The following is a 22,884-nucleotide window of genomic DNA, read 5'->3' as shown; positions in this document are numbered from 1 at the left end:
ACTTTATCATATATAACTATTTGGGAGGGGATTAATTATATCAAGCAGTTCATCGTCAGAAAGCGTTTCACAATTTGTAGTGGAAATGCATTCGGTTATATGAGGAATTGCGACACGGGTATTATTTATAAGCAGGTATTCCGTATTGTTTAAGGTAATGATGGTCGTCCGGTCAACTTCGTCAGCTCCTATAATAAATTGTTCTGTACTTTCTCCCGGCCTTGGGGGCACTTTTTCGTAAGTGCCGCCATGTAATGCCACAAACCTGTCGAGGAGGGCGGCGATGGAAATGCCTTTCATCCGTTTCGTGAGCACGCTGCCCCTGATCATATCCTGGTTGTCCAGGGCGTCTGTTACCATTTTACACGCGTCATCGATAGCACAGATAAACCTTCGCATATGGGAGCCGGTTGTCTGGATACGGCCCGTCTCTGCGAGCATGGTTTTCCATAAAGGCAGTACAGAGCCTGTGGACCATGCAATGTTACCGGGGCGCACGCAACTTAGTTTTGTAAAGGGGGATTGCTTGTCTGCATGAAGGAATGTTTTTTCCATGATGTTTTTAGACATACCATATATATTATTGCAGGGAAGCGCGGCTTTATCGGTGGAGATACCCAGCACAAACTTTACGCCGCTATTGTGTACAGCTCTTACAATATGCTGAGACCCTTTTATATTGATATCTATGCACTCTTCAGGATATACTTCCGCCAGATCAACATATTTGGTGGCGGCTGCATGGATGATAATATCGGGCTTGCAGATATTGATCACTTCTTTCAACCGCTCCTGGTTTAAAATATCTAAAGGCAGTACCTGGCAGCCGGTTGTGCGCCTGGCATAATCGTTAAAAAAGGAGTTCCTTCCGCATAAAATGATGTTGTAATGAGATCTTAAACGCAATGCGAGGTTCCTGCCAAAGAATCCAGTTCCTCCGGTGATAAGAATAGTATCCATTCTTGCTTTTTTTAAGACATACCATGTTTATACTCCCGGTATGGGAATACGCAGGCTTTATGCCAAATAGGGGAGCAGTGCCGTTGTCCGGACAACTACAAAAAGCGTGGTAACAAATGCATCCTTCAAAAAAAATATGTGTGGAAAACTCAGGTGGTGTTAATCATGTCGTGTTTTCTAAAATAGTGTGTCATTGGAGGTTATCCGGGTTAATGGCAATAGGTTTGTAGCATATACCGCTCGGGAAACTAATAGGGCTCTGTTGAGGGTCATCACTGAAATAGTATATACTTCCTACCTTACGCTTTGCAAAATAGTTATTTTGTTTTACGTCGTATCACTGCGTTTGTTACCTTATTGTTAACTCCTGCGCGTTAATATACATGTTGTTATGTGCTAGGTAAATGGCGGGATTCATGCAATACTGATACCAGTAAAATTGTGTATCTGCATGTGTATGAATGCAGTGGGATATAGTATGTTTCCCCGGTTGCGGGTTTTTTGTATATATTCGTAGGAAGCATGATACTATTATGAAAGCATACGCATTATTTATTTTTCTATTATTCAGTATAGCTGGCTACGCGCAGAGCAGCATCAATAATTACAAGTATGTGCTGGTGCCTGAAAAATTCGATTTCTCCAGGGAGGTGGACCAGTACGGGTTGAATACTGCCACCAAGCAGCTGTTGGATGAAAAGGGATTCGCTGCCTATATAGAGAATGAGGAGTTACCACCGGCCATGGCTGCCAATAAATGCAGCGCGCTTAAAGCAGAGGTAGTGCAGAAAAAAGGCTTATTCGTAACCAATCTTACCCTGCTATTGAAGGACTGCCAGGGTACTGTTATCTTCAAAAGCAAAGAGGGGAAAAGCAGGGAGAAAGAGTTTATTACCGCATATCAGTTTGCATTGCGGGACGCTTTTACCTCATTGAACGATGTGCCGTATAAATATGATAGCACGGCGGCGGTAGCAACGCAGCAGGCTGCTCCTGCGCCTGCGGTTCCGGCGGCTCCTGCGCCCGCCCTGGTGGCGGCGCCTGTCACACCTGCAGCAACACCGGCAGCTGCCACAGTTACAGAGATCGCCGGTACATTATACGCGCAGCCTACTGCCAATGGCTACCAGTTGATCGATACCACGCCAAAGAAAGTATTAACGCTGTTTAAAACATCTATACCAGATCATTATATAGCAGGAGACAGCGCTTCCAACGGCATCGTTTTTAAGCGGGATGGCGCCTGGATCTTTGAATACTATAAAGATGACAAGCTGGTATCGCGTCAGCTGCAGATCAAGTTCTAGGCTTTTCCCGTTTCAGTGGCTACCCGGTAAGCCGGATCTTCCATGATATTTACATCAATGATATTGTCTGCGTTTTGCAGCAGGCGGCGGCAGTCTTCGCTAAGATGCCGTAAATGTAAATGTTTACCGGCTTTCCGGTAGCGCTCTGTCAGTTTGTTGAGCGCTTCAATGGCAGACATATCCGCCACCCGGCTATCCCTGAAATCGATGATAACTTCCGCAGGGTCGCCGGCCACGTCAAACTTCTCGTTAAAGGTGGTTACAGAGCCAAAGAACAGTGGGCCATAGATCTCGTAATGTTTAACCCCATTTTCATCTGTAAACTTACGGGCGCGTATACGTTTGGCGCTTTCCCAGGCAAATACCAGCGCGGAGATGATCACTCCTATCAATACCGCCAACGCGAGATTATGCAGCCAGATCGTTACCAGCGCCACCAGTATGCCCACAAATACATCCTGCCTGGGCATTTTGTTGATAATACGGAAACTTACCCACTCAAAAGTGCCAATGGCCACCATGATCATTACGCCGGTTAGCGCCGCCATGGGCACACGCTCTATAATAGGCGCGCCAAACAGGATAATGCATAAAATGGTAAGCGAGGCAATGATACCGGAAAGCCGTGCCCGTGCGCCGGCAGATAAATTCACTAATGTCTGCGCGATCATCGGGCAGCCGCCCATGCCAAAAAAGAAACCATTGAGTATATTGGCGGTTCCCTGTGCCACGCATTCCCGGTTGCTGTTGCCCCGGGTGGCGGTCATTTCATCCACCAGGTTCAGTGTCAGCAAACCTTCTGTTAAACCCACGCCAGACATGATCAGGGAATAAGGGAAAATAATGCAGAGCGTATCAAAACTAAACGGTACGGATGGGATATGGAATGGGGGAAAACCGCCGCTAACGGCCGCAATATCCTTTACTGTTTTAGTGTCTATCCTGAAAACCAGTACTAATACAAATACCACAATAATAGCCACCAGGGAAGGCGGTACCGCTTTAGTCAAACGCGGCAGCACCAGTATAATGGCGATCGTGAGCGCTACCAGGGCGCCCATGATCAGCAGCGGGGTACCCGTTAACCAGGCCTCATGGCCATTGCTCACTGTTTTAAATTGCCGCACCTGCGCCATGAATATGATAACAGCCAGCCCGTTCACAAAACCATACATCACGGATTGCGGCACCAGCCGGATGAATTTACCCAGCTTAAACACGCCCACCGCCATTTGTACTACGCCGGCCAGCGCTACCGCTGCAAAAACATATTCAATCCCGTGCGATTTCATGAGTGCGATCAGCACTACTGCCGTAGCGCCAGCGCCGCCGGATACTAAACCCGGCCGGCCGCCCAGGATGGAGGTGGTCAGGCCCATGATAAATGCCGCATATAAGCCTACCAGGGGCGGAAAGCCAGCCAGGATAGCAAAGGACAGGGACTCTGGCATCATGGTCATGGCCACGGTGAACCCTGCCAGTACTTCGTTCTTATAATTAACTTTTTGCGAAAAATCGAACAGTCGTAAAAAAATAGCCATAATATAATTTGATGAACGCCGGAAGCGCGCGCAAAATTAGTATAAAGCCGGGGAAAAGCATAATGGGGAACGGTTAACAGGGCGCGCCGGGATAACAGCTACATAAAACAGGTGTTGCCCCTTATGAAGGCAACACCTGGTATAATTTATCTTTTTATATACAGGAATATAAATGAATCATCATACGAGGTGAGCACGTTGCCTGCCTGTATGGTTTGTATAAGGTCCTTCCTGGTAACCGGATACCCTTCTTCGTCGTATGTGTAAGTACGGGTGGTTACTGAAGACCGGTCCGGGCTGGTTGCCGGCGTCGTTTGTACCATCTTAAGGATATTGTTGGCAGATAATCCAAAGGCGGGATCTTTCGGGTTCGTCAGGAAGAACTCCGGTTGTTTAGCGCCCCAGTTTATTTTATTATCATAAGTATATTCAGTGAAAACAGTATCCGGCGCAATGCCCGATATTCCAAGTCCCAGGGCTTTGATAATGTTGCCATTATTGTCCCAGATGTAAACATGCCTGACGTCTAGTTCAGGGCTGGTGAGGCCGGGGGAATATTCATACATTTCTGCCAGGCCGCCGGTAGCATTGTATACCAGGCTGTCATAGCTGGACATGTGCCCATCCGGAGAAAGATACCAGTTTGACTTTACCAGCTTACCTGCGCTGTTGTATTCCAAAGTCTGTCTCAGTTTGGTGGCGGCGCCACTGTAGGTGCTCATTACCTTGGTGAGCTTACCGTTTTCACGTATCAGCTCATCAAACGACTTTACAGTTTTTCCCACCTGCCAGGTTATTATTTTTTCCATGTTATTGTCAGCGTCGTAGGCTGCCTCCAGCGTATCCAGCGGGGTTATCTGTTGCAGGATGTACTTTCCGGTTGTTTGAGGCGTATTAGGCTGATCAGGCGTAGCAGGTTTATCGTCTTTACTGCAGGCCGTAAACAATAGCACAAGCGCAGCGGCGCCCGGGAATAATTTCTTCATAGGATGTTGTGTCAATACGGGTTTAAATGTTGAGAATAAAAATGTTATGGGTTATTGTTATTTGAAAAAAGGTTAAGCACTTGCATTATTGCGGCCGCAAATATATGAAATATTTAAATTATTTATCATGTTGTGGAATAAAGGCGTTTTCCGGCAGCCTTTCCGGCTGTGTGGATTTCGTGTATTTTTGCATCTAAGTAAGGAATGCTCACACTAGACAAACATACCTACCTTGGCGCCGATATTTACCGCTTTGAGACCGGCAGTATGGTGATCAGCGAAACGGCGTACCATCATAAAGTATTTGAAGGCTGGCATTGTCATGAAAACCATCATATCAGCTTTGTGGTGCATGGCGGTAACCTGGAGCAGCGCAAAAGCAGCGAGCAGGAGGCGCGCCCCGGCATGGCTATCTGGTACAACAGCGGAGAGCTGCACCGGAACCTGCATACGTTACATCCTTCCCGGAACATCAACCTCTCTGTAACAGCGCCGTTTTTAAGCCAGTATGCGCTGGATATGGCCGTATTGGAGCACACCCCCGGCATTGGCGCCACCCTGCTTAAAATGTACCGGGAAAGCAGGATAAACGACGATTGTACGGGCGCTGCCATGGAGGCGTTATTGCTGCATCTTTTCAGCAGGGCCTCCCTGCCTGATAAAGGCGGCCGCCGGCCGCCCTGGATAGCGGAGCTGCGTATGCTGTTGAATGACCGCTGGGATGAGACACTATCCCTGCGGGATCTTTCCAATGTCCTGTATGTGCACCCGGTCACTATCTCCAAGTATTTTCCCCGTTATTTCTCCTGTACCCTGGGCGAATACATGCGCCTGATAAGAATAGAGCGGGCCTTGCCGCTGATGCGCCGCCCGGATCTGTCGCTGGGCGCGGTAGCCTATGCCTGCGGGTTTGCGGACCAAAGCCATTTTATCAAGGCATTCAAATCTGTTACCGGCATGTTGCCCAAAGCCTGGCAGCAGCTGTGATCCGGCTAATTTTATACTATTTTCCAGGAGGTATCTACAAGAACTTTGTACTACGAAAAACAAAGTAACTATGTACCGTATGCAACAAAGTGGCCTGCTGATAACAGCGGCGCTGTTTTCTGTACTGACAGTTTTTGCCCAGGAGGCGCCGCTGAATGTTAAAGAGATCAACCCGGCAGTGGAAAAGATAGCGGCGCAACTGCGCGCGCATTACGTATTTGAAGACAAAGGCCATCAGATCGCCGCTGCATGGCAGGAGGCCTGTAAAAAAGGAGCGCTGGACCAGGTGCGCAGCTGGCAAGCGTTTGATTCCATTGGCACCCGGTTGTTAAGAAGTATTGGCCATGACCGGCATTTATATGTGCGCTATGACCCGGCATTGGCCCGGTCCTTACAACAGGTACGCACAGATACCAGCGGCGAGCCGGAAGAAGATGATGCGCTGTTCTTTGAAGGGCCGGCCGCGCGCGACCGGAACTATGGTTTTGAAGAGGTGCGTATACTGCCCGGCAACCTGGGATATATTAAGCTTACGCAGTTCAATATCTCTGTAAAAAGCCTGGCAGTAGCCTATGCGGCCATGCAGCTGGTGGCCAATACCCGCGCCCTGATCATTGACCTGCGCGAAAACCATGGCGGAGGTAGTAATATAGGCCCGGTAATGGAGAGCTATTTCCTGCCTGCCAACAAACCCTTGCTGGAGATAAAGAACCGCGCCGGTAATATGGAAACCTTGAAGACCGTGCCCTGGTTAACACAAGATAAATATAAAGGGCCGCTGTATATCCTGGTGAGTAAGACGACCGCATCCGCCGCGGAAGCTTTTACTTACACCTTACAGGCCAGTAAACGCGCTACCGTGGTGGGCCAGCGGTCTGCCGGCGCCGCCAATATGAATACTTTTTACCCCGTGAATGATCACGTGTATGTATCCATTTCCACAGCAGCGCCTACCTTGCCGGGCACGCATCAGAACTGGGAACAGGAGGGCGTACAACCAGATCTGGAAACTGCGGCAGGGCAGGAGCTGCAAGCCGCGGAAGAAGCGATCTCAAAAGCGCAGTAAAGAGGTAGGAGATCGCGCAGTTGTTTTGTATTTTTGAAAACGGGCATGGCCTCATGCCTACTGTAAACCCACAGGGAAATGAGAATGCAACTGACGCCTATCAAACCTCATCCGCAGCTTAAAGGATATGTTAGTAAGATCTGGGTTTTCGAAAGCAGCGGGCGCGTACCTGCGGAAGATATGCGCCTGATCGTGCCCAATGGCATGGTGAAGCTGACGATCCCTTTTAAGAACGGCGTTTCCGGAAGGAACACGGAGATGTTCTACCTGTCAAAAGAGTCCCGCCTTACCCTGATCGGGATCGGCGATATTCCTGCTATTATCGACCTGGAGGAAGACGCCCCGTCAGGCAATATTGGGATAGAATTTTCGCCGGTAGGCGCCTACCGTTTCTTCCAGTTGCCGCAATCTGCCATAAAAAACAGGATCTTCCTGCTGGAAGATGTGCTGGGCAAAACAGCCCGCGACGTGCAGGAGAGGATCGCAAACCACCCATCGATCCCTCAAAAGCTGCAAATTGTCCAGCAATACCTGATCAGCATGCTTCGCCTGTCGCAGGCGGATGCGGTGATCGACTACTGTATAGACTGCATAAAAAAGTCGAATGGAATGATCACCGTGGGCGCACTGCAAAGCAAAACCGGGTACAGCAGCCGGTGGCTCTATGATAAGTTCATGGATAAAGTGGGGCTTAGTCCCAAAAATCTCTCCTCCATCATCCGGTTTCAGCGGATCTACGCGCCGTGGGCAAGAGGGCATGAGCATGCTTTTAAGGATAAACTATACGATTATTTCTATGACCAGGCCCATTTTATAAAGGAGTTTAAACGGTTTACCGGTTCGTCACCACTCAAATACGTTAAATCAGAAAATGAGTTTGGACGGCTATTTTACAAGGGATAACACTTCCGATTTTTACAATTTTCCACTGGCAGTTTTTTTCATCTTTGCATAAAGGACCTTAATACGGATACTGATGGAAACAAGAAAAGTTAATACTGGCTACAGACAGCTGTACGGAGATCTTATTAGCCGCCTGCTGACGGGAAAAGGGCATAGCTCACAGGAACTGCGACAGGCGGTATTTGAAAACAATGGCGGTTTACCGCCCGCATTATCCGTTCTGACGGATAAAATTGCACAGCACGCCTATAAAGTCACGGACAGTGATGTAAATGCGGTAGAGAAAGCAGGCATCAGCGAAGACCAGGTATTTGAGCTGATCGTTTGCGCAGCGGCAGGCGAGGCTTCCCGGCAGTATGAAACTGGATTGGCTGCGTTGGCGGCAGCAGTAAAAGAAGGAGGGGAACATGCGTCTTAATGTGCTTAATAAGGGGTACACCCTTACCGCTAAATTGTTGTTCTCAATTATAAAGGCGTTCTCCGGCTACCCGTTACCAGACGCCGCAAAACTGGTATTTTACCGTCCGGATTTTTATGGAACGCCGGCAAAGAAGTTTACGCATAGGGCTATGCGTGGCCCCTCATCCTGGTCTGTTGGCGACCGGGAATTGATGGCCGCTTATGTTTCGAGCCTGAACCAATGTGATTTTTGCATCAAGGCCCATACCGCAACTTCGTCCAGGGCATATAATGACAGCACAAAAGTGGCCAAAGTGCTGCAGGACCTGGAAACGGCCCCGGTAGCGGAGCCACTGCGCGCTACGCTGCGGATGTTAGGTAAGCTAACCCGGGAGCATACTGTCACAGCGGAGGACATGCGCGCGGTGCTGGCTGCGGGCGTATCTCCTGAGCAGATTGAAGACGCGCTGGCCGTTTGTTTTTCCTTTAATATAACCAACCGCCTCGCGGATACCTTTGCGTTTTTTATCCCATCCCCGGAGGCTTTTGACGCCGGAGCTAAGTATTTGCTCAGCAAGGGGTACCAATAACAGCAAGTGCCGTATGGTACACAAAAATGAGCTGAAAAGGATAGTCTGTTTACAGGATTTCTATATACCCCTCTGTGCCATGCACGCGGATCCGTTGCCCGTCTTTTATGCGTTTAGTGGCGTTCTCCACGCCCACCACTGCGGGCAGGCCATATTCGCGCGCGATCACGGCTCCATGGGTCATTAGTCCGCCCACTTCGGTGACCAGGCCTTTTATAGATACGAACAACGGCGTCCAGCTGGGGTCTGTAAAGGCGGTGACCAATATATCCCCCTCTTCCAGGCCGGCGTCTTCCATGTTCAGGATAACGCGCGCCCGTCCCTCTATAAGCCCGGAAGACACCGGCAAGCCAACAATAGCCCCGGCCGGCAGGTTCTCCCGTTTGTATGTGCTGGTAATGATCTCGCCATCACCGGTCATTACACGCGGAGGCGTTAATTTCTCATATGTTTTGTACGCCTCTTTGCGTTGGTGAATGAGTTGGTAATCCAGCGTATGGGTGCGGACAACTTCGCGCAGCTCGTCAAAACTGAGATAATAGATATCCTCTTTTTCATGGATAACATTGGTTTGTACGAGTGCTTCGGCTAGTTGCAGTAAGGCCTGTTTATAAACAAAATAACGGCTAACGATCACGTATTTGGGATATTCCCGGTAGCCGGCATAATTCCGGATCAGGGTGATCTTTTGTTTTGTTTCCCGCGCTTTTGCTTCGCCATCCGGCAATTGCCGGAGCCGGTCTAATAACTCCTGCTCTTTTTTTAAAGCCTCTTGCTGCCCTTGTTCAAATTTCTGCCTGCTGGCGCCCGGCGCCAGGTTTTTGATGTTGCTCAGGATCATGGGCACAAGCGTGGCCGGCCTTTCGCTCCAACGGGTTCTTGTGATATCTATTTCGCCAGCGCACCGCATACCATATTTGTCAAGAAAGGCGTAGATAGCATCCCGGGCCGCCTGGCCGCCGTTAAGGGCAGGTAGCCCATCTAAAAACACATCGTTCCTGATGGTTTGCAGGTACGTAATTACCTCAGTGTAGGGGCGGATCACATCTGCCACATCTAATAGCGCCAGGCCCATTTCTGAAGTAACATTGTGAGGTACAGATTGTGAAAGCGTGTCTGCCACACTTTTTTCACCCAACCACTCGTTCATTTTTTCATTGATCCATGCGGCGGCGTTCATGCCGGTCATGATCGCCGGCAGGCTTTGTGCAGCAGCCGGATCTTTCTGTGATTGCCGGAGATCTTCCTGGATAAAATCCAGGAGGTCCAGTCCTGACTTTGTTTGGATAGTATGTTTTAATTCGTTCAGGGATGTTTCAAAATGCTTGATCAAACCCGGTACGAGCGCCGGATCGTATGGGATCATGGCCTCATAATCCGGATGGGAAGGGGCTTTATTGCCGTTGGCTGTATCGCCATTGGACGGCGCCGGTATAAAACCCGGGCGGTCAGTGAGCGTCGCAAGGGCGTCTTTTATGAGCGGATCAGATTTGCCCAGCACTTCGATCAGCACATATCTGCCGGCAGGTGAGGAGAGGTCTGGAAAAACATCCACAAACAACCTTCCACCAGCGGTATACATGGGCCGTGGCGCCCTTAACTGGAAAAAAGACAGCCCTAATGGTTTTATTGGATCGGTCATCATTTGCTGATGGCCAACAGATATATAGATATGGTTCTGCTGGTCATTGGCTGCGGGAATGGGATATAAAGTAGTAATAGGCCGGCTCTGGACAACATAAAATAGATTGTCCGCCAGACACCATTCTATGTCCTGGGGGTAGCCAAAATGTGCTTCGATCTTTCTGCCTATATGGGCAAGCTGTAAGATCTGCCCATCCGTCAATGCCTGGCTGTTCTGCTGTTCAGGGCCGATCTCCTGCTCTTTTGTGCCGCCTGCTGTAAGCGCATAAATAGCCAGTTTTTTAGTGGATATTTTTTTATCGGTTTGCCCATTGTCGCTCACTTTATAATTATCAGCATTCACCAGGCCGGATACCATGGCCTCGCCCAGCCCAAAGCTGGCATCGATAGAGACCACCTTCCTGTTACCGGTAACAGGATCGGCGGTAAATAGGATCCCTGCTGCCTGGGGAAAGATCATTTGCTGAATAACTACGGCCAGCTGCACTTTACGGTGGTCAAAACCGTTCTGTACCCGGTAAATTACCGCCCTTTCCGTGAACAGGGACGCCCAGCATTTGCTGATATGCCGGAGGATGGCTTCGCGCCCGGTAATATTTAAATAGGTATCCTGCTGGCCGGCAAAAGAGGCCCCCGGTAGATCCTCTGCCGTTGCACTGGACCGTACGGCGTAAGCATTTTGTGCTCCATAATTGGAGAGCAAACGGGTGATCTCTTCCACAATGTCCCCGGGAATAGTTACCGCTTCAATGCGATGGCGGATCTCTTCACTCAATGCAGCGATCTTTTTCCGGTCTGCTATCTGTAATAGTGATAGCTGATCCAGTAATCCTGCTATTGAAGGCGTGATCCTTTTGAAAGCCTCCGTGGTAACACAAAAACCATCAGGTACCTGTATGCCTTCGATCCTGGTAAGCGCTCCCAGGTTGGCGCCTTTGCCGCCGGCGAGATTGAGTTTTGTTTTGTCAAGCTCCTGCAAACTGAGCACAAATGAATTGGTACTGATCATATAGGTTATGATTTATTTGCTGTTGAGTTTATTCGTTGTTTCGTCCATTATTTCAATGGCTTTGGAAAAATAGGCTTCCAGCACCTTGAGCTCCTTATCAGAAAACGAGGCCATCAATTTTGCTGATTTGCTTCTGAATTCCTTATAAAGCGGAGCTAACAGCGCCATTATTTTATCTGTGTTAGGTTTGATGATCACCTTCCGCCTGTCGTCTTCCGCAAATTGTCTTTTCACCAGTTTTTTCTTTTCAAACCTGTCTATTAAACCCGTAACAGCGCCTGTAGTAAGACCTGTGAGGGTAGAGAGCTCGCCGGCTGTCATTTGTCCTTTTTGCATAAGAAAGCCCAGGTACTTATGGTCTGTTCCTGAGAGGCCGGCCTTCCTGCCCACGGCTTCATGCATCTGGATAGAGGTGTAGGCATATGCCTGGCTGAGTTTCCTTATCTGTGTGAGTAGGTCGTTTTTCATCGATATATCTTATCTGGTAAATATCTTAGTTACTAAGATAATATTAAATGCAGAAACTGACCGCATAAATCCCTGAGAAAAATGGAGGGGGCGCAGGAACAGTTTTAGATAATGGCCTAAACTGTATAATTTATGTCCTTTGTGACAGGGAGGTTTTGGCGTAATTTAGCAGTATGAAGGGCGGTAAAATACAGATAAGCCCGGTGCAGGCACGAAAAAGGGTCATCATCGTGATGATGCCCTCCAATTTCGTGATGCATGTTGCGGGGCCATATGATGTCTTTAACCTTGCAGACAGGATTTTGATGGGCGCCGGCTCATCACATGGTTACGATGTGTCCATTGTATCTCCCACCCGGAAGACCAGGGGGATCAGTAGCTCCGGTATGGAGATCAACTGCAGGCATAGTTTTTTTGATATTAAAGGACCGGTGGATACGGTACTGGTGGCCGGCAACGATTTTCAAAACATGGACAGTGCGGAGTATGCGGAGTTTTACCGCTGGCTCGCAAAATTGGAAAAACAACATACCCGGAGGATCGGGTCCATATGCGGCGGCGCTTTTTCACTGGCAAAAGCAGGGTTGCTGAACGGCCGGCGGGCTACTACCCACTGGGAAATGTGTCAGCGGTTAGAGAGCAGCTATCCCCTGGTAAAAGTGGATAGCGATGCTTTTCACATCCAGGACGGGCCAATTTATACTTCCGGCGGCGCCAGCGCCGGCATTGATCTTGCACTCGCCCTTGTAGAGCAGGATCATGGGAAAGAGGTGGCCCTCGCGGTAGCCCGGCGGCTGGTGGTATTTCTGACCCGGCCGGGCGGCCAGCTGCAATTTGGCAATTTACTCCCGGTATTTGAGAGCTCCGCGCTCGCGCAAAAACTGCGCCCCTGGTTAAATGAGCATTTACATGAGCCGCTGGATGTGGTGCGTTTAGCCAACTACCTGAGCATGAGCCCCCGGAATTTTACCCGGGTCTTTCATAAACAAACGGGCCTGCCACCCGCTAAATATATCGAGAAGTTCAGGGTGGAATCTGCGCGCAAATACCTGGAAGACACGGACCTGGGCCTGGAACATATCGCGGAAAAATGTGGTCTTGGCGGACTGGTCTCCATGCGGAGAACGTTTCTGCGGCATTTAATGACAACACCTTCGAACTATCGCCGCACCTTCCGGACATCTTCCTCCTGAGATCTCTCTTATACATATAATCCAATCAATTAAGACGTGGCGGTAAGCCGCGTGGTTAAAAATCAATAGACATGAGAATTGCAATTAATGGATTCGGCCGTATCGGCCGGATGACCCTTCGTGCGCTGCAAAACAAAAGCCAGGTAGAAATTGTAGCCATCAATGACCTTACAGATGTGGCCACCCTGGCCCATCTGCTGAAATATGACACGATACACGGCCGGTTCCCTGGCGAAGTAACCGTAGCAGGAGGCGCTATCGGGGTTAATGGGAAACAGATCCGCATGTTCAGCGAAAAAGATCCCGCCGGTCTGCCCTGGAAGGAGCTGGATATTGACGTGGTGATTGAATCCACCGGCAGGTTCACCAGTAAAGAGCTGGCGCAGGCCCATATTAATGCCGGCGCAAAAAAAGTGCTGATCACTGCCCCGGCCACCGGCGGCGTTAAAACCATTGTGCGCGGTATAAATGACGAAAATATAGGTGGGGATGAAATCTATTCTACCGCCTCCTGTACCACCGGTAGTATTGCGCCCGTACTGTATATCCTGGATAAGGAATTTGGCATTGAAACCGGCTTTATGACCACCGTGCATGCCTTTACATCTGATCAGAACCTGCAGGACGCGCCGCACCGTGATCTACGGAGGGCCCGCGCGGCCACTTATTCCATCATTCCCACCACCACCGGCGCCGCAAAGGCCATTAGTGAGGTGTTGCCTGCATTAAAGGGAAAAATGGATGGTTTCTCTTACCGGGTACCCGTAGTGGATGGCTCCATCAGCGATCTGGCCATTAACCTGAAGAAAGAAGTGTCTGCGAAGGAATTGAACGAGACGCTGAAACATTATGCTGATAATTCGCTCAAAGGCATTTTAGAGTATACGGAAGAGCAATGGGTATCGTCAGATATTATTGGCAACACACATTCCTCTATTGTGGATGGTACGCTCACCAGGGCCATTGGCAGGCTGGTAAAGGTAGTATCCTGGTATGATAATGAAACTGGTATCTCTAACCGGATCGCAGAACTGGTGAGCATGCTGTAGTATTTAACAGGCAGCTCCCTATCTGGTAGCTGCCTGTTTATATAGATCAATTGTTGTATTCTGCCAGGAGAGCAGGCAGTCCCCAGCTTGCGCTTAATGCGCCATAAACGGCGCCTGCCTGAGGATGGGCGTTGTCTGCCAGCATTTCCATTAACACAGCGGTAAAACTAACCGGGATAGCGCCTGCCTGCACCAAACGCTGTAATGCCCATTTTTCGATATCGGCGCTCTGGCTGCCGGAGATATCCATTACTGTATACACCTGGTAGCCGGCTTCACGCAGGGAAAGCGAGGGGAACATAGCACATACCTCTAACGTGATGCCGCCAAGGATAATGTGGGTCTTGCCTGAATCTTCTATCATTTTGCGGATGGCAGGCTCTTGCCAGACATCAATAATGGTCCTGTCAACAGGAGTCAGATCCGGCAACGCATTCGCCAGATCTTTGATGATGGGGCCAAAACCGCCAAGACTCTGCATAGTGAGAATGATGGGGACATTCAACACTTTTAAGGCATTTGCGAATGCAACCACATTGTTCTTGACTGTCAGCGGCTCCGTGGTCTTGCTGTTCATCAATAAACCAGGCTGGTGGTCAATAAGAATTACCAGGGAGTTGTCAGCTGTAAGCTTTGAGGGTTGTGTGTTCATGTTCTATTAGTTTTTATTAGGATAATTGTTTTTAAAGTTTGCTGTCGGTTAATTCCCGACATCGCAAAACTCAGGTTTCCTGCAACCAAAAAACTTAAGAAATCTTAGTTTTATGGCGCTATGCAATTTTTTTCGTCAGGAGTTAGCCCCTTTCCAATCTATCATCTCCTATTTCCTAAAAACTTAAGAAAACTTAATTACGGTCTTTGTTTAAAAGCAGAGTTTTGTGCCTGTGCGGTACACCGGTTTAAACGCCACTTTACATTTTAAACCACTATAATTTACCTGCAATGCAAACATTGATCCTTGAAAGAAAACAATCTGTTAGTACGGCTGTGGTAGTAGTTGTACTGGGGCTGCTCACGGCGCTTGGGCCGCTATCTATTGATATGTATTTACCGGCATTCCCGGATATAGCAAGTAACCTGCATTCAGAAATATCCAAAGTGACCTTGTCCCTGTCCGTATTCTTTGCGGGTATTTCCGCAGGTCAGCTCATTTACGGTCCGCTGTTGGAGCGCTTTGGCAGGAAACGGCCGCTCTATGCAGGGTTGATAATATACATATTGGCAGCCGCCGCATGTGCATTTTCAACATCCGTTTGCCTGCTCATTACCGCGCGTTTATTCCAGGCGCTTGGCGGATGCGTAGGCATGGTGGCCACCCGCGCCATCGTACGCGATCTTTTTCCGGTAGAAAAGAACGCCCAGATCTTTTCCATGATGATGCTGGTAACATCTGTTTCGCCGCTTATAGCGCCAACGGCCGGCGGCTATATAGCAGCTACATTTGGCTGGCGGTACATTTTTGCGGTGGTGATCATACTGGCGCTGATCGTACTGGCGGGCATTTACTATCTGTTGCCGGAAAGCCATGAGCCGGATCCGCAGGTATCCCTTAAACCGGGATTCATTCTCAAAAGTTTTGGGGAGGTGTTACGCAACCGTCAGTTCCTGTTCTACACCCTGGCAGGTTCGTTGTGTTCTATAGGTATTTTCGGCTACATTGCCAGCGCGCCATCCGTATTCCTGAACCATTTTCATATGGAGCAAAAACAGTTTGGCTGGATCATTGGGTCCATATCAATGGGGATTGTGCTGGCAAGCCAGCTTAACAACCTGGCACTAAAGCGGTTTAAGATGCATAATATTGCCCTTACAGCGGCCGCCATACAGGTAGGGATAGGACTGATCTTTATTATCGCGTGCTTTTCCGGATTAAACAACATGGCAGTTACTATAGGTTTTATTGCCGCACTGTTAGCCTGTTTAGGGTTTATTTCTCCCAATACATCCAGCCTGGCAATGGCGCCCATGGATAAGGATGCGGGGGATGCTTCTGCGTTAATGGGCTCCATGCAGATGATGGTAGGGGCTGGTTCGTCTGCCTTAATAAGCGCATTATCTGAGAAATCCATCCTGACTATGGCGGTGGTCATGACCACCGGCGGGCTATTGGTGCTGGCGTTGCTGCTATTTTTGTCCGGACGGCGGTTTTTGCAGGCGAAGGGGTAGTGCCGCACCCGGAGGCGCGGCACTCATATAAAATTCAACGATCGCCGTTACATTTTCACAAACCTTAACACGGTAGCGCTACCATCCTTTTTTCTCAACACCGCCAGATAATAACCACTGGTCAATGTATTAACATACACCGTGGCTTTGGTTTTACCGGCTATGTTATAAGAAGCCAGCCGCAGGCTGCCATCCATGCTCATAATATCCAGCGTTTCCCATTTATCGCTCAGTTTAAGCGGATCAAGCGTTAATACGTTTGTTACCGGATTGGGATAAAGATGTACGCCTGCCACTACATTGGGATCAGCAGGTACCGCCGTTATTATAACCGGCTGCGGCGCGGAAACAACGGTACAGCTGCGGCTGTTCACCATTACCCGGTAAGTGCCCATTGTTTTCACTATAAGGGCAGGCTTGTTCTCTGCCGGCACTATATCTGTCCAAACATTCTGTCCACCCTGTTTTTGCCAGATATAGCCAACCTCGTTATCATATGGTGTGGTTACCGTAAGGTTGTACCTATCCACTGCCAGTACGGGCGTAGGCAGTTCGGTATTTATCTGCAGGGCATATACGGTATCTTCCGGTATATCGTCTACCACGCAGCGGTATTTAAATCCATTCAGGGAAGGCTGTACATTTTTCAGCATCAGCGTGCGGGTATTTGAGTTTTCATGGTGAGAATCCTCCCCCACGTCGTGATAGTAACCGTTGCCTACATTCAGCTGCCATACAAAATGGGTACCTGTTGCGTTGGAGGTGATAGTGGTGCTGCCATCTATACACATGGGCACGGTAACTTTATGTTCCACTTCAATACTAATCGTCACCGTATCGCTCACGCCATTCCGTATGCACGTGGTATCACTTGGTGTGATAGCAAAGAAGTATCTCTTTGTGACAGGCGTGTTGCTGCCGTCCAGATATGCATCAAGCGGGCCGCCAGAATAGTAATTACTATAGCCTGCGTAAACGAATGGTCCGTTATCAATGCTTTCATACAATGCTATCTCCGACCGGAGGGGCAGCGGCGTCCCGGTAAACGTTATCACATAATAGTCATTCACCGGCAGTTTGTCCGGGGCATCTATATGGCCGCTGGCGCGTACAATGGGGTTTACCACCATTACAATGGGCGCGCTGGTATCCCTGTTCCTCACACATACGGCATCGCTTTGCACCACTGCAGCTACCTGGTCGCCATTCCGCAGGCTGTCTGTTGTATACATGAAATCGGTAGCGCCGGCTACCTCTTTGCCATTCACCAGCCATGCATATGAGGGATATTCTCCTCCGTTGCTGGTAATATTGGCATAAAACGTAACCTGCATACCGGAGCAGATGGTATTAAGAGATGAGCTGAGCTCCACTTCTGGCGATACGCCTGTTCTTACGGTAAGCACATAGGCTATATCCGCACTGCCGTTCACCAGGCAGCGCAGGGAGTATTTATCCCAGCTGGCAGGTAGCTGGTGCAGGTGCAGGCTGGCGGTTGTGCTGCCGGTAAAATTGACGTTATCGCTGATATCCGCGTAACCGCTGCCTGTATTCAACTGCCATTGGTGCTGTGTACCCAGCCGGCGGGCTGTAAAGACGGTGTCAATACCGGCGCAGGTAGTGATACCAATGGCACTGCTGGCCTGGTTACGTAATATGGATATATTGTCGCTGTTGTGGAAAACAACAATATCAGGCAGGCTATCGCCATCCAGATCGCCCATCGCCGTAAACGCGGGGCCGTCTTTTACGGTATAGTCTGTTTTGGGTTTTAGTGCTATATGGCCTGTTGTGCTGATGTTCCGGAATACGGAGATCAGATTGCCACTCAGGTTGGCGCTTACCACATCCAGCCGGTGATCCCCATCCAGGTCCGTGAGCGCTGCATCAAACGGCATTGATCCTGCCGGGAATTCCTGGGCGCTTGCAAAGGAGGGATGGCCGGCCGTACTGATGTTCCTGAGGATGAGCGCCGCATTTTTGCTGTGGCTGGAAATTACCAGGTCTGGTTTACCATCGCCGTCCATATCGCCGGTTTCCACAGCGGTGGCAGCGGTTGCGGCAAATTTTAGCGGGGCCTCCAGGAGGATCGTACCGGCAATACTGATATTCTTGTATATAAGTACGCTATCGCTGCCAACAATTATAATATCGGGTTTACCATCCGCGTCTATATCTGCAACATCCACATCTTCTGCATAGGCGGCGATATCATAGTTAATACGCGGCGCAAAGCCAATGTTGCCGTTAAGGCCCGTATTACGCAATACCGTTAACGACTGGGTGTAGTAGTTAACTGCTGTAACATCCGGGCGCCCATCAGCATCCAGGTCCGCAATGGAAATACCTGAGGTGGTGGCCCTGGAAGGATCTACTTCATAATCTGCTACGGGGGCAAACGATATGGCGCCCCTGGTGCTGGTATTTTTATATACAGCAATGGTATTGCTGCTGGCTTGCGTAACCAGGTCCGGCAAGCCATCTCCGTTGAGGTCTCCCGCCTGCGAATACCTGGCTTCACCAGTTGTTGGCATTTCGGTAAGTGGCGCAAAGGAGATATTACCCGGTGTGCCGGTATTGCGTAGTATGCCTAAAGTGTTTGAGTAGCGGGAGTGCACAATATCCAGCTTGCCATCACCATCAAAATCCGCGATAGAACCATCAATACCACCCGGATAACCTATCCGGGGTGCAAAACTGCCGGCTGTAAATACTGTATCAACGCTTTGGAAGGTGATTGTGAACGGCTGCGCGGCATAGGCGGTAAGCCCCCTGCTGGTAACGGTAATGGGTTGATAGGTGACCCCGGCCGGCGCTTTTACCACAATGGTATTAGCTGTTGCCGATACAATGGCGCCCTGTACACCGCCAAAATAGACCGTATTATTCTGCGCGCCATTGCTGAAATGATCGCCGGTGATGGTCACCTGCGTGCCAACAGGGCCGTAAAGCGGGGTGAAAGCAGCAATATGTGGTGGCCGGCCGTGCACAAACCCGCTGCGGATACCGGTACCATGGGTATTTGTTACGCTTACATCGCCAGACTGGCCGGCTCCTGCCGTAGCAGTAATGAGCGTATCATTCATTACCGTGAACGTTGCGGCGGCAATACCGCCAAAGCTTACCGCGGTGGCGCCGGTAAAGTTATGGCCGGTAATGGTAACGATGGTGCCCTGCTCGGCAATATTAGGCGTAAAACCGCCTATATACGGTTCTGCCTGCACGTTATTGGTAAATATGGATAGCATGTCATCACCCTGTGCAGTTGTGACTATATCCGGTTTACCATCGCCATTCAGGTCGCCAATAGCGATGCCGTCGGGAACGGTGGGGGTAGCGTAGTTCACGGCGGGCGCCAGTTTTATGTTGCCTGTACTGCTGATATTCTTGAAAACAGAAAGGTTATTTATCCCGGTCACTACTGCTAAATCCGTCTTACCATCGCCATCCAGATCATTCATGGCCAGGTTCGATGGGCCGTCATTGGCGCGTATGTCCTGGCGGGCGGCAAAGCTGATGTTGCCCACACCTGTGGTGGTGTTCCTGAACAGGTACAGCTCAGAGCCATTAGCATTTACAGCAGCCAGGTCTGGTTTGTTATCTCCGTCAAGATCCCCTGCTACTACGCTGTAAGGGTATCTTGAAGCATAGTAGATAGGGGCGGCAAAAGAAATATTATCAACCGTGCTGGTGTTCCTTGCTACAGATATCACGTCGCCGATGGTTTGCATCATCACCAGGTCCGGTTTGCGGTCGCCATCCAGGTCAGCAGTGGTCATTACCTGGCCGCCTTCAAAAGGAACGCCGGCTGCAAAAGCAATATGTCCGGGGTAGGAGATATTGCGGTAGATCTTGCTGCCGGTTATTATATCCGGCTTACCATCCATGTTCAGGTCTGCTATAATTGCGAAGTTGCCGTACACCGGGGTCGTTGCTTCAAAAGTGATAGCGTTGCCGGTGGTGGTAGTATTACGGAATAGATAAGTAGTACCGTCCTGGCTACCGGTGGCAATGTCCAGCAGGCCATCCCCATCCAGGTCGCCAATGGCGGAATGGGTTGGCCCATTACCGGCATCGTATTGAACACCGGTGAACCGCATGGCGCCGCCGGAGCCCGTATTCTGCCAAACGCTTATGGTATATCCGGCCAGGTTGGCCGCCACCATATCAGACAGACCATCGTTATTAAAATCCCCTAACTGTACATCATAGGGGGCTTCCGGCTGGTCGTTGGAAGGATTATCAGTGCGTGTCGCAAACGAGGAAGATGTAATAGCCCCGCCGCCGGAGAATATAACGGAAAAAGGCCTGGGCGAGTAAGCGGTGAGCGCATTAGCCGTTACCGTTACCGGGCTGTAAGTAGCGCCGGCCGGCACCGTTACAGAAAGCGAAGTGGCGGAAGCGGCGTTTACAATAGCCCGTACCGGGCCAAAGTATACGATATTACCGGCGGCCGTGGTATTAAAATGGCTGCCGCTGATAATAACAGTGCTGCCTACAGGAGCGCTGGCAGGCGTAACCGCCGTAATAACCGGCGGCGTAAAATAAGTGAAGCCAGGCAGCGATGCATTGCCCGCCGCCTTGCTCACCACCACCGCGCCGCTGCTGCCGGGACCTACAACCGCTGTAATGCTGGTAAGTGAATTTACCTGGAATGATGATGCCGCTATGCCGCCAAAACTAACGCCGGTAACCGCATCAAAGCCGGTACCGCTAATGGTGATAATAGCGCCCTGTGTACCGGTAGTGGGCGTAAAGCTGCTGATCACCGGTAGGGTGGCAAACCCGTCCAGCGAATCTGCACCACCGGATGCTGTTACCGCTATTTTGCCGGAAGTACCGGCGCCCACTACCGCGGTGATGCGGGTGGCTGATTCCACGTTAAAAGAGACTGCCGGCGTACCGCCAAAGCTTACCGCCGTAGCGCCCGTAAAATTGGCGCCGTTAATGGTCACCGTTGTACCTGCTGCTGCCGCAACAGGCGTAAAGGAGCTAATATGCGGCGGTGGCACAAATGTAAAGCCATCTTTGGACGCCGTAGAGTTAGGCGTTGTTACCACTATAGCGCCGGAAGCGCCATCTGCTACTACCGCAGTGATCGCTGTATCAGCATCCACCTGGAATGAAAAAGCGCTCACGCCGCCAAAGCTCACGCCAGCGGCATCACTAAAGTGTACGCCCTTTATGGTAACAGTTGTACCCTTACCGCCGGTAACCGGGGTAAAGGAGCTTATCTGCGTAACGGGATAATATCTTACATATCTCACCGCTGTATCACTATGACTGCCGTTAGTTACCACCAGCTGAATAGTATCAGCAAGGCGATTAATATCACGGGTATACGAAGTATTATAGGCATTGCTGATCACCTGTCCGTTCTTTATCCATGTGTACTGGTAAGTGGTTTTCGACAGGTTGTTGAGGTGCACCACATGGCTGGCCGCCTCACCGGTAGTATCCGCCTTAAACAGGGCCACAGGTATAGGCGTGCCGCCGGCATTGGTGCTTAGCTCCAGGTAGCCATGGCCGCCGCCGGCCCATAGTTGTGCAGTGCCCATACATTGCAGGTCTTCATGGCCATAATTAAGGTACTCATAGGTGGTAGACCGGGGCAGGCGCTCCCAGACCTTACCAGAGTCGGTGGTTTTAAGGGTCTGGTAGAGACCTCCACCAGCATACCCCGTACTGTCGTTTATAAACTGCATTTTACGGCAGCTAAAAGGCGTAATTTCAGGATCGTTCATCTGCCGCCAGGTATTGCCGCCATCGGAGGTATAGTATAGCAGCAGCGCGCCCTGTTGGTCTACGCTTATCCAGCCTTTGTCTGCCGTAATAAAGTCAAGGGCATTGATAATGCCGGTGGGAATTTGCACCCTGCTCCAGTTATACCCATCATCATCTGAAACCAATAACCTGCTATCATAATACGCAGTGCCGGTATTATAGGCAAACAGCCTGTAATTCACCGCATCAACCCCTGTAAAAAGAGCCTGCTGCTCATAACGCTGAGCCGTCCAGGTAAGGCCTTTATCGGTAGTCTGTAAGATCCTGTCCGCATCTACCGCTATACCAATATTACTGTTGGTAGGGGAGAACGCCATATCCATGATACCGGTACTTAGCTGTATAGGACTGAACTGGGAATGATAGATCAGCTTAAAGGAACTCCCCGCATCGGTAGAATATAATATGGCCGGCACAAAGCCATAGTCGCCATAGGCAATTATCGTATCGCGGCTAAACGCCTTTACGCCGTTAATGCTAAAACCAAAGGTCAGGTTTACGCTGTAGCCGTTGAAGTTAACATTGCTGATGGTGACGTATTTTTTTATAAAGGTTCTGCCGCTGTCCTGTGTATAACCTATCCAGTCAGTAAATGCCACATACCCTTCTGATGGGCTATAAAAACTGATTTTCTTCAGGTGGTTATTTTCATGCAGCTCATCCAGGTACACCTGGCGCATTTGCGCACGGGCCGGCGGCATCATAAAACAGGTAACAAGCAAAAGCAGCATGACTAAGGGCTTCATGCGGGGTGATAGTAAAACTCCGGGATGCATGTTTGCGTTTTTTGTATAGGGATATTTATTTTAAGGCCTTTATAAGGGTCACTATT

At 49.9% G+C, this 22,884-nt stretch carries 16 protein-coding genes; 9 read left to right on the top strand and 7 right to left on the bottom strand.

Going from position 1 to position 22,884, the window contains the following annotated elements:
• Positions 1–6: 6 nt before the first annotated feature.
• Positions 7–960 carry a polysaccharide biosynthesis protein gene (locus tag F0L74_RS24670; protein WP_149840578.1) on the bottom strand — a complete coding sequence of 318 codons (954 nt, stop codon included), beginning with the start codon at positions 958–960 and terminating at the stop codon, positions 7–9.
• A gap of 533 nt (positions 961–1,493) precedes the next feature.
• On the opposite strand from F0L74_RS24670, the gene F0L74_RS33380 reads away from it, so the two are divergent.
• On the top strand, positions 1,494–2,267 hold the full coding sequence (locus tag F0L74_RS33380) for a hypothetical protein (RefSeq protein WP_188316146.1): 774 nt from the start codon (positions 1,494–1,496) through the stop codon (positions 2,265–2,267).
• Here F0L74_RS33380 and F0L74_RS24660 read toward each other — a convergent pair.
• On the bottom strand, positions 2,264–3,808 hold the full coding sequence (locus F0L74_RS24660) for a SulP family inorganic anion transporter (protein ID WP_149840576.1): 1,545 nt from the start codon (positions 3,806–3,808) through the stop codon (positions 2,264–2,266). The genes F0L74_RS33380 and F0L74_RS24660 overlap by 4 nt on opposite strands.
• Positions 3,809–3,954: 146 nt before the next feature.
• The gene (locus F0L74_RS24655; RefSeq protein WP_149840575.1) at positions 3,955–4,794 is read right to left on the bottom strand and encodes a hypothetical protein; all 840 of its coding nucleotides are present in this window, start codon (positions 4,792–4,794) and stop codon (positions 3,955–3,957) included.
• Positions 4,795–4,998: 204 nt separating this feature from the next.
• Between F0L74_RS24655 and F0L74_RS24650 the strand changes: the two genes are divergently transcribed.
• The 5 genes from F0L74_RS24650 (at position 4,999) to F0L74_RS24630 (ending at position 8,739) form a co-directional block, all read left to right on the top strand.
• Positions 4,999–5,781, top strand: a complete 783-nt coding sequence (locus F0L74_RS24650; RefSeq protein WP_149840574.1) for a helix-turn-helix domain-containing protein — start codon at positions 4,999–5,001, stop codon at positions 5,779–5,781.
• Between the two features lie 70 nt (positions 5,782–5,851).
• Positions 5,852–6,847, top strand: coding sequence for a S41 family peptidase (locus F0L74_RS24645; RefSeq protein ID WP_188316145.1), 996 nt, complete (start codon positions 5,852–5,854; stop codon positions 6,845–6,847).
• 78 nt (positions 6,848–6,925) lie between these two features.
• The gene (locus F0L74_RS24640; RefSeq protein ID WP_149840572.1) at positions 6,926–7,750 is read left to right on the top strand and encodes a helix-turn-helix domain-containing protein; all 825 of its coding nucleotides are present in this window, start codon (positions 6,926–6,928) and stop codon (positions 7,748–7,750) included.
• A gap of 73 nt (positions 7,751–7,823) precedes the next feature.
• On the top strand, positions 7,824–8,168 hold the full coding sequence (locus F0L74_RS24635; protein WP_149840571.1) for a hypothetical protein: 345 nt from the start codon (positions 7,824–7,826) through the stop codon (positions 8,166–8,168).
• The gene (locus F0L74_RS24630) at positions 8,158–8,739 is read left to right on the top strand and encodes a carboxymuconolactone decarboxylase family protein (RefSeq protein WP_149840570.1); all 582 of its coding nucleotides are present in this window, start codon (positions 8,158–8,160) and stop codon (positions 8,737–8,739) included. The genes F0L74_RS24635 and F0L74_RS24630 overlap by 11 nt, the downstream gene beginning before the upstream one ends.
• A 49-nt stretch (positions 8,740–8,788) precedes the next feature.
• On the opposite strand, the gene ppsA is transcribed toward F0L74_RS24630, so the two are convergent.
• On the bottom strand, positions 8,789–11,392 hold the full coding sequence (ppsA, locus tag F0L74_RS24625) for a phosphoenolpyruvate synthase (protein ID WP_149840569.1): 2,604 nt from the start codon (positions 11,390–11,392) through the stop codon (positions 8,789–8,791).
• Between the two features lie 12 nt (positions 11,393–11,404).
• Entirely contained in the window at positions 11,405–11,860 is a 456-nt protein-coding gene (locus tag F0L74_RS24620; protein ID WP_149840568.1) for a MarR family winged helix-turn-helix transcriptional regulator, read from the bottom strand.
• A 173-nt stretch (positions 11,861–12,033) separates the two neighbouring features.
• Between F0L74_RS24620 and F0L74_RS24615 the strand changes: the two genes are divergently transcribed.
• Positions 12,034–13,053 carry a GlxA family transcriptional regulator gene (locus F0L74_RS24615; protein ID WP_149840567.1) on the top strand — a complete coding sequence of 340 codons (1,020 nt, stop codon included), beginning with the start codon at positions 12,034–12,036 and terminating at the stop codon, positions 13,051–13,053.
• Between the two features lie 71 nt (positions 13,054–13,124).
• A complete protein-coding gene (gap, locus tag F0L74_RS24610; RefSeq protein WP_149840566.1) occupies positions 13,125–14,102 on the top strand; it encodes a type I glyceraldehyde-3-phosphate dehydrogenase in 978 nt (325 codons plus the stop codon).
• 46 nt (positions 14,103–14,148) lie between these two features.
• Here the strand turns inward: gap and F0L74_RS24605 are convergent, their stop codons facing one another.
• Positions 14,149–14,754 (bottom strand): isochorismatase family protein, encoded by a 606-nt coding sequence (locus tag F0L74_RS24605; RefSeq protein WP_149840565.1) that lies wholly within the window; start codon positions 14,752–14,754, stop codon positions 14,149–14,151.
• A gap of 290 nt (positions 14,755–15,044) precedes the next feature.
• Between F0L74_RS24605 and F0L74_RS24600 the strand changes: the two genes are divergently transcribed.
• On the top strand, positions 15,045–16,268 hold the full coding sequence (locus tag F0L74_RS24600) for a multidrug effflux MFS transporter (protein WP_149840564.1): 1,224 nt from the start codon (positions 15,045–15,047) through the stop codon (positions 16,266–16,268).
• Positions 16,269–16,315: 47 nt separating this feature from the next.
• Here F0L74_RS24600 and F0L74_RS24595 read toward each other — a convergent pair whose 3' ends face one another.
• The gene (locus F0L74_RS24595) at positions 16,316–22,798 is read right to left on the bottom strand and encodes an FG-GAP-like repeat-containing protein (protein WP_188316144.1); all 6,483 of its coding nucleotides are present in this window, start codon (positions 22,796–22,798) and stop codon (positions 16,316–16,318) included.
• Positions 22,799–22,884: the final 86 nt, after the last annotated feature.

It is taken from the genome of Chitinophaga agrisoli, assembly GCF_008386695.1.
In the GTDB taxonomy this organism is placed as follows: Bacteria; Bacteroidota; Bacteroidia; order Chitinophagales; family Chitinophagaceae; genus Chitinophaga; species Chitinophaga agrisoli.
This window is presented reverse-complemented; position numbering and strand designations above follow the sequence as displayed.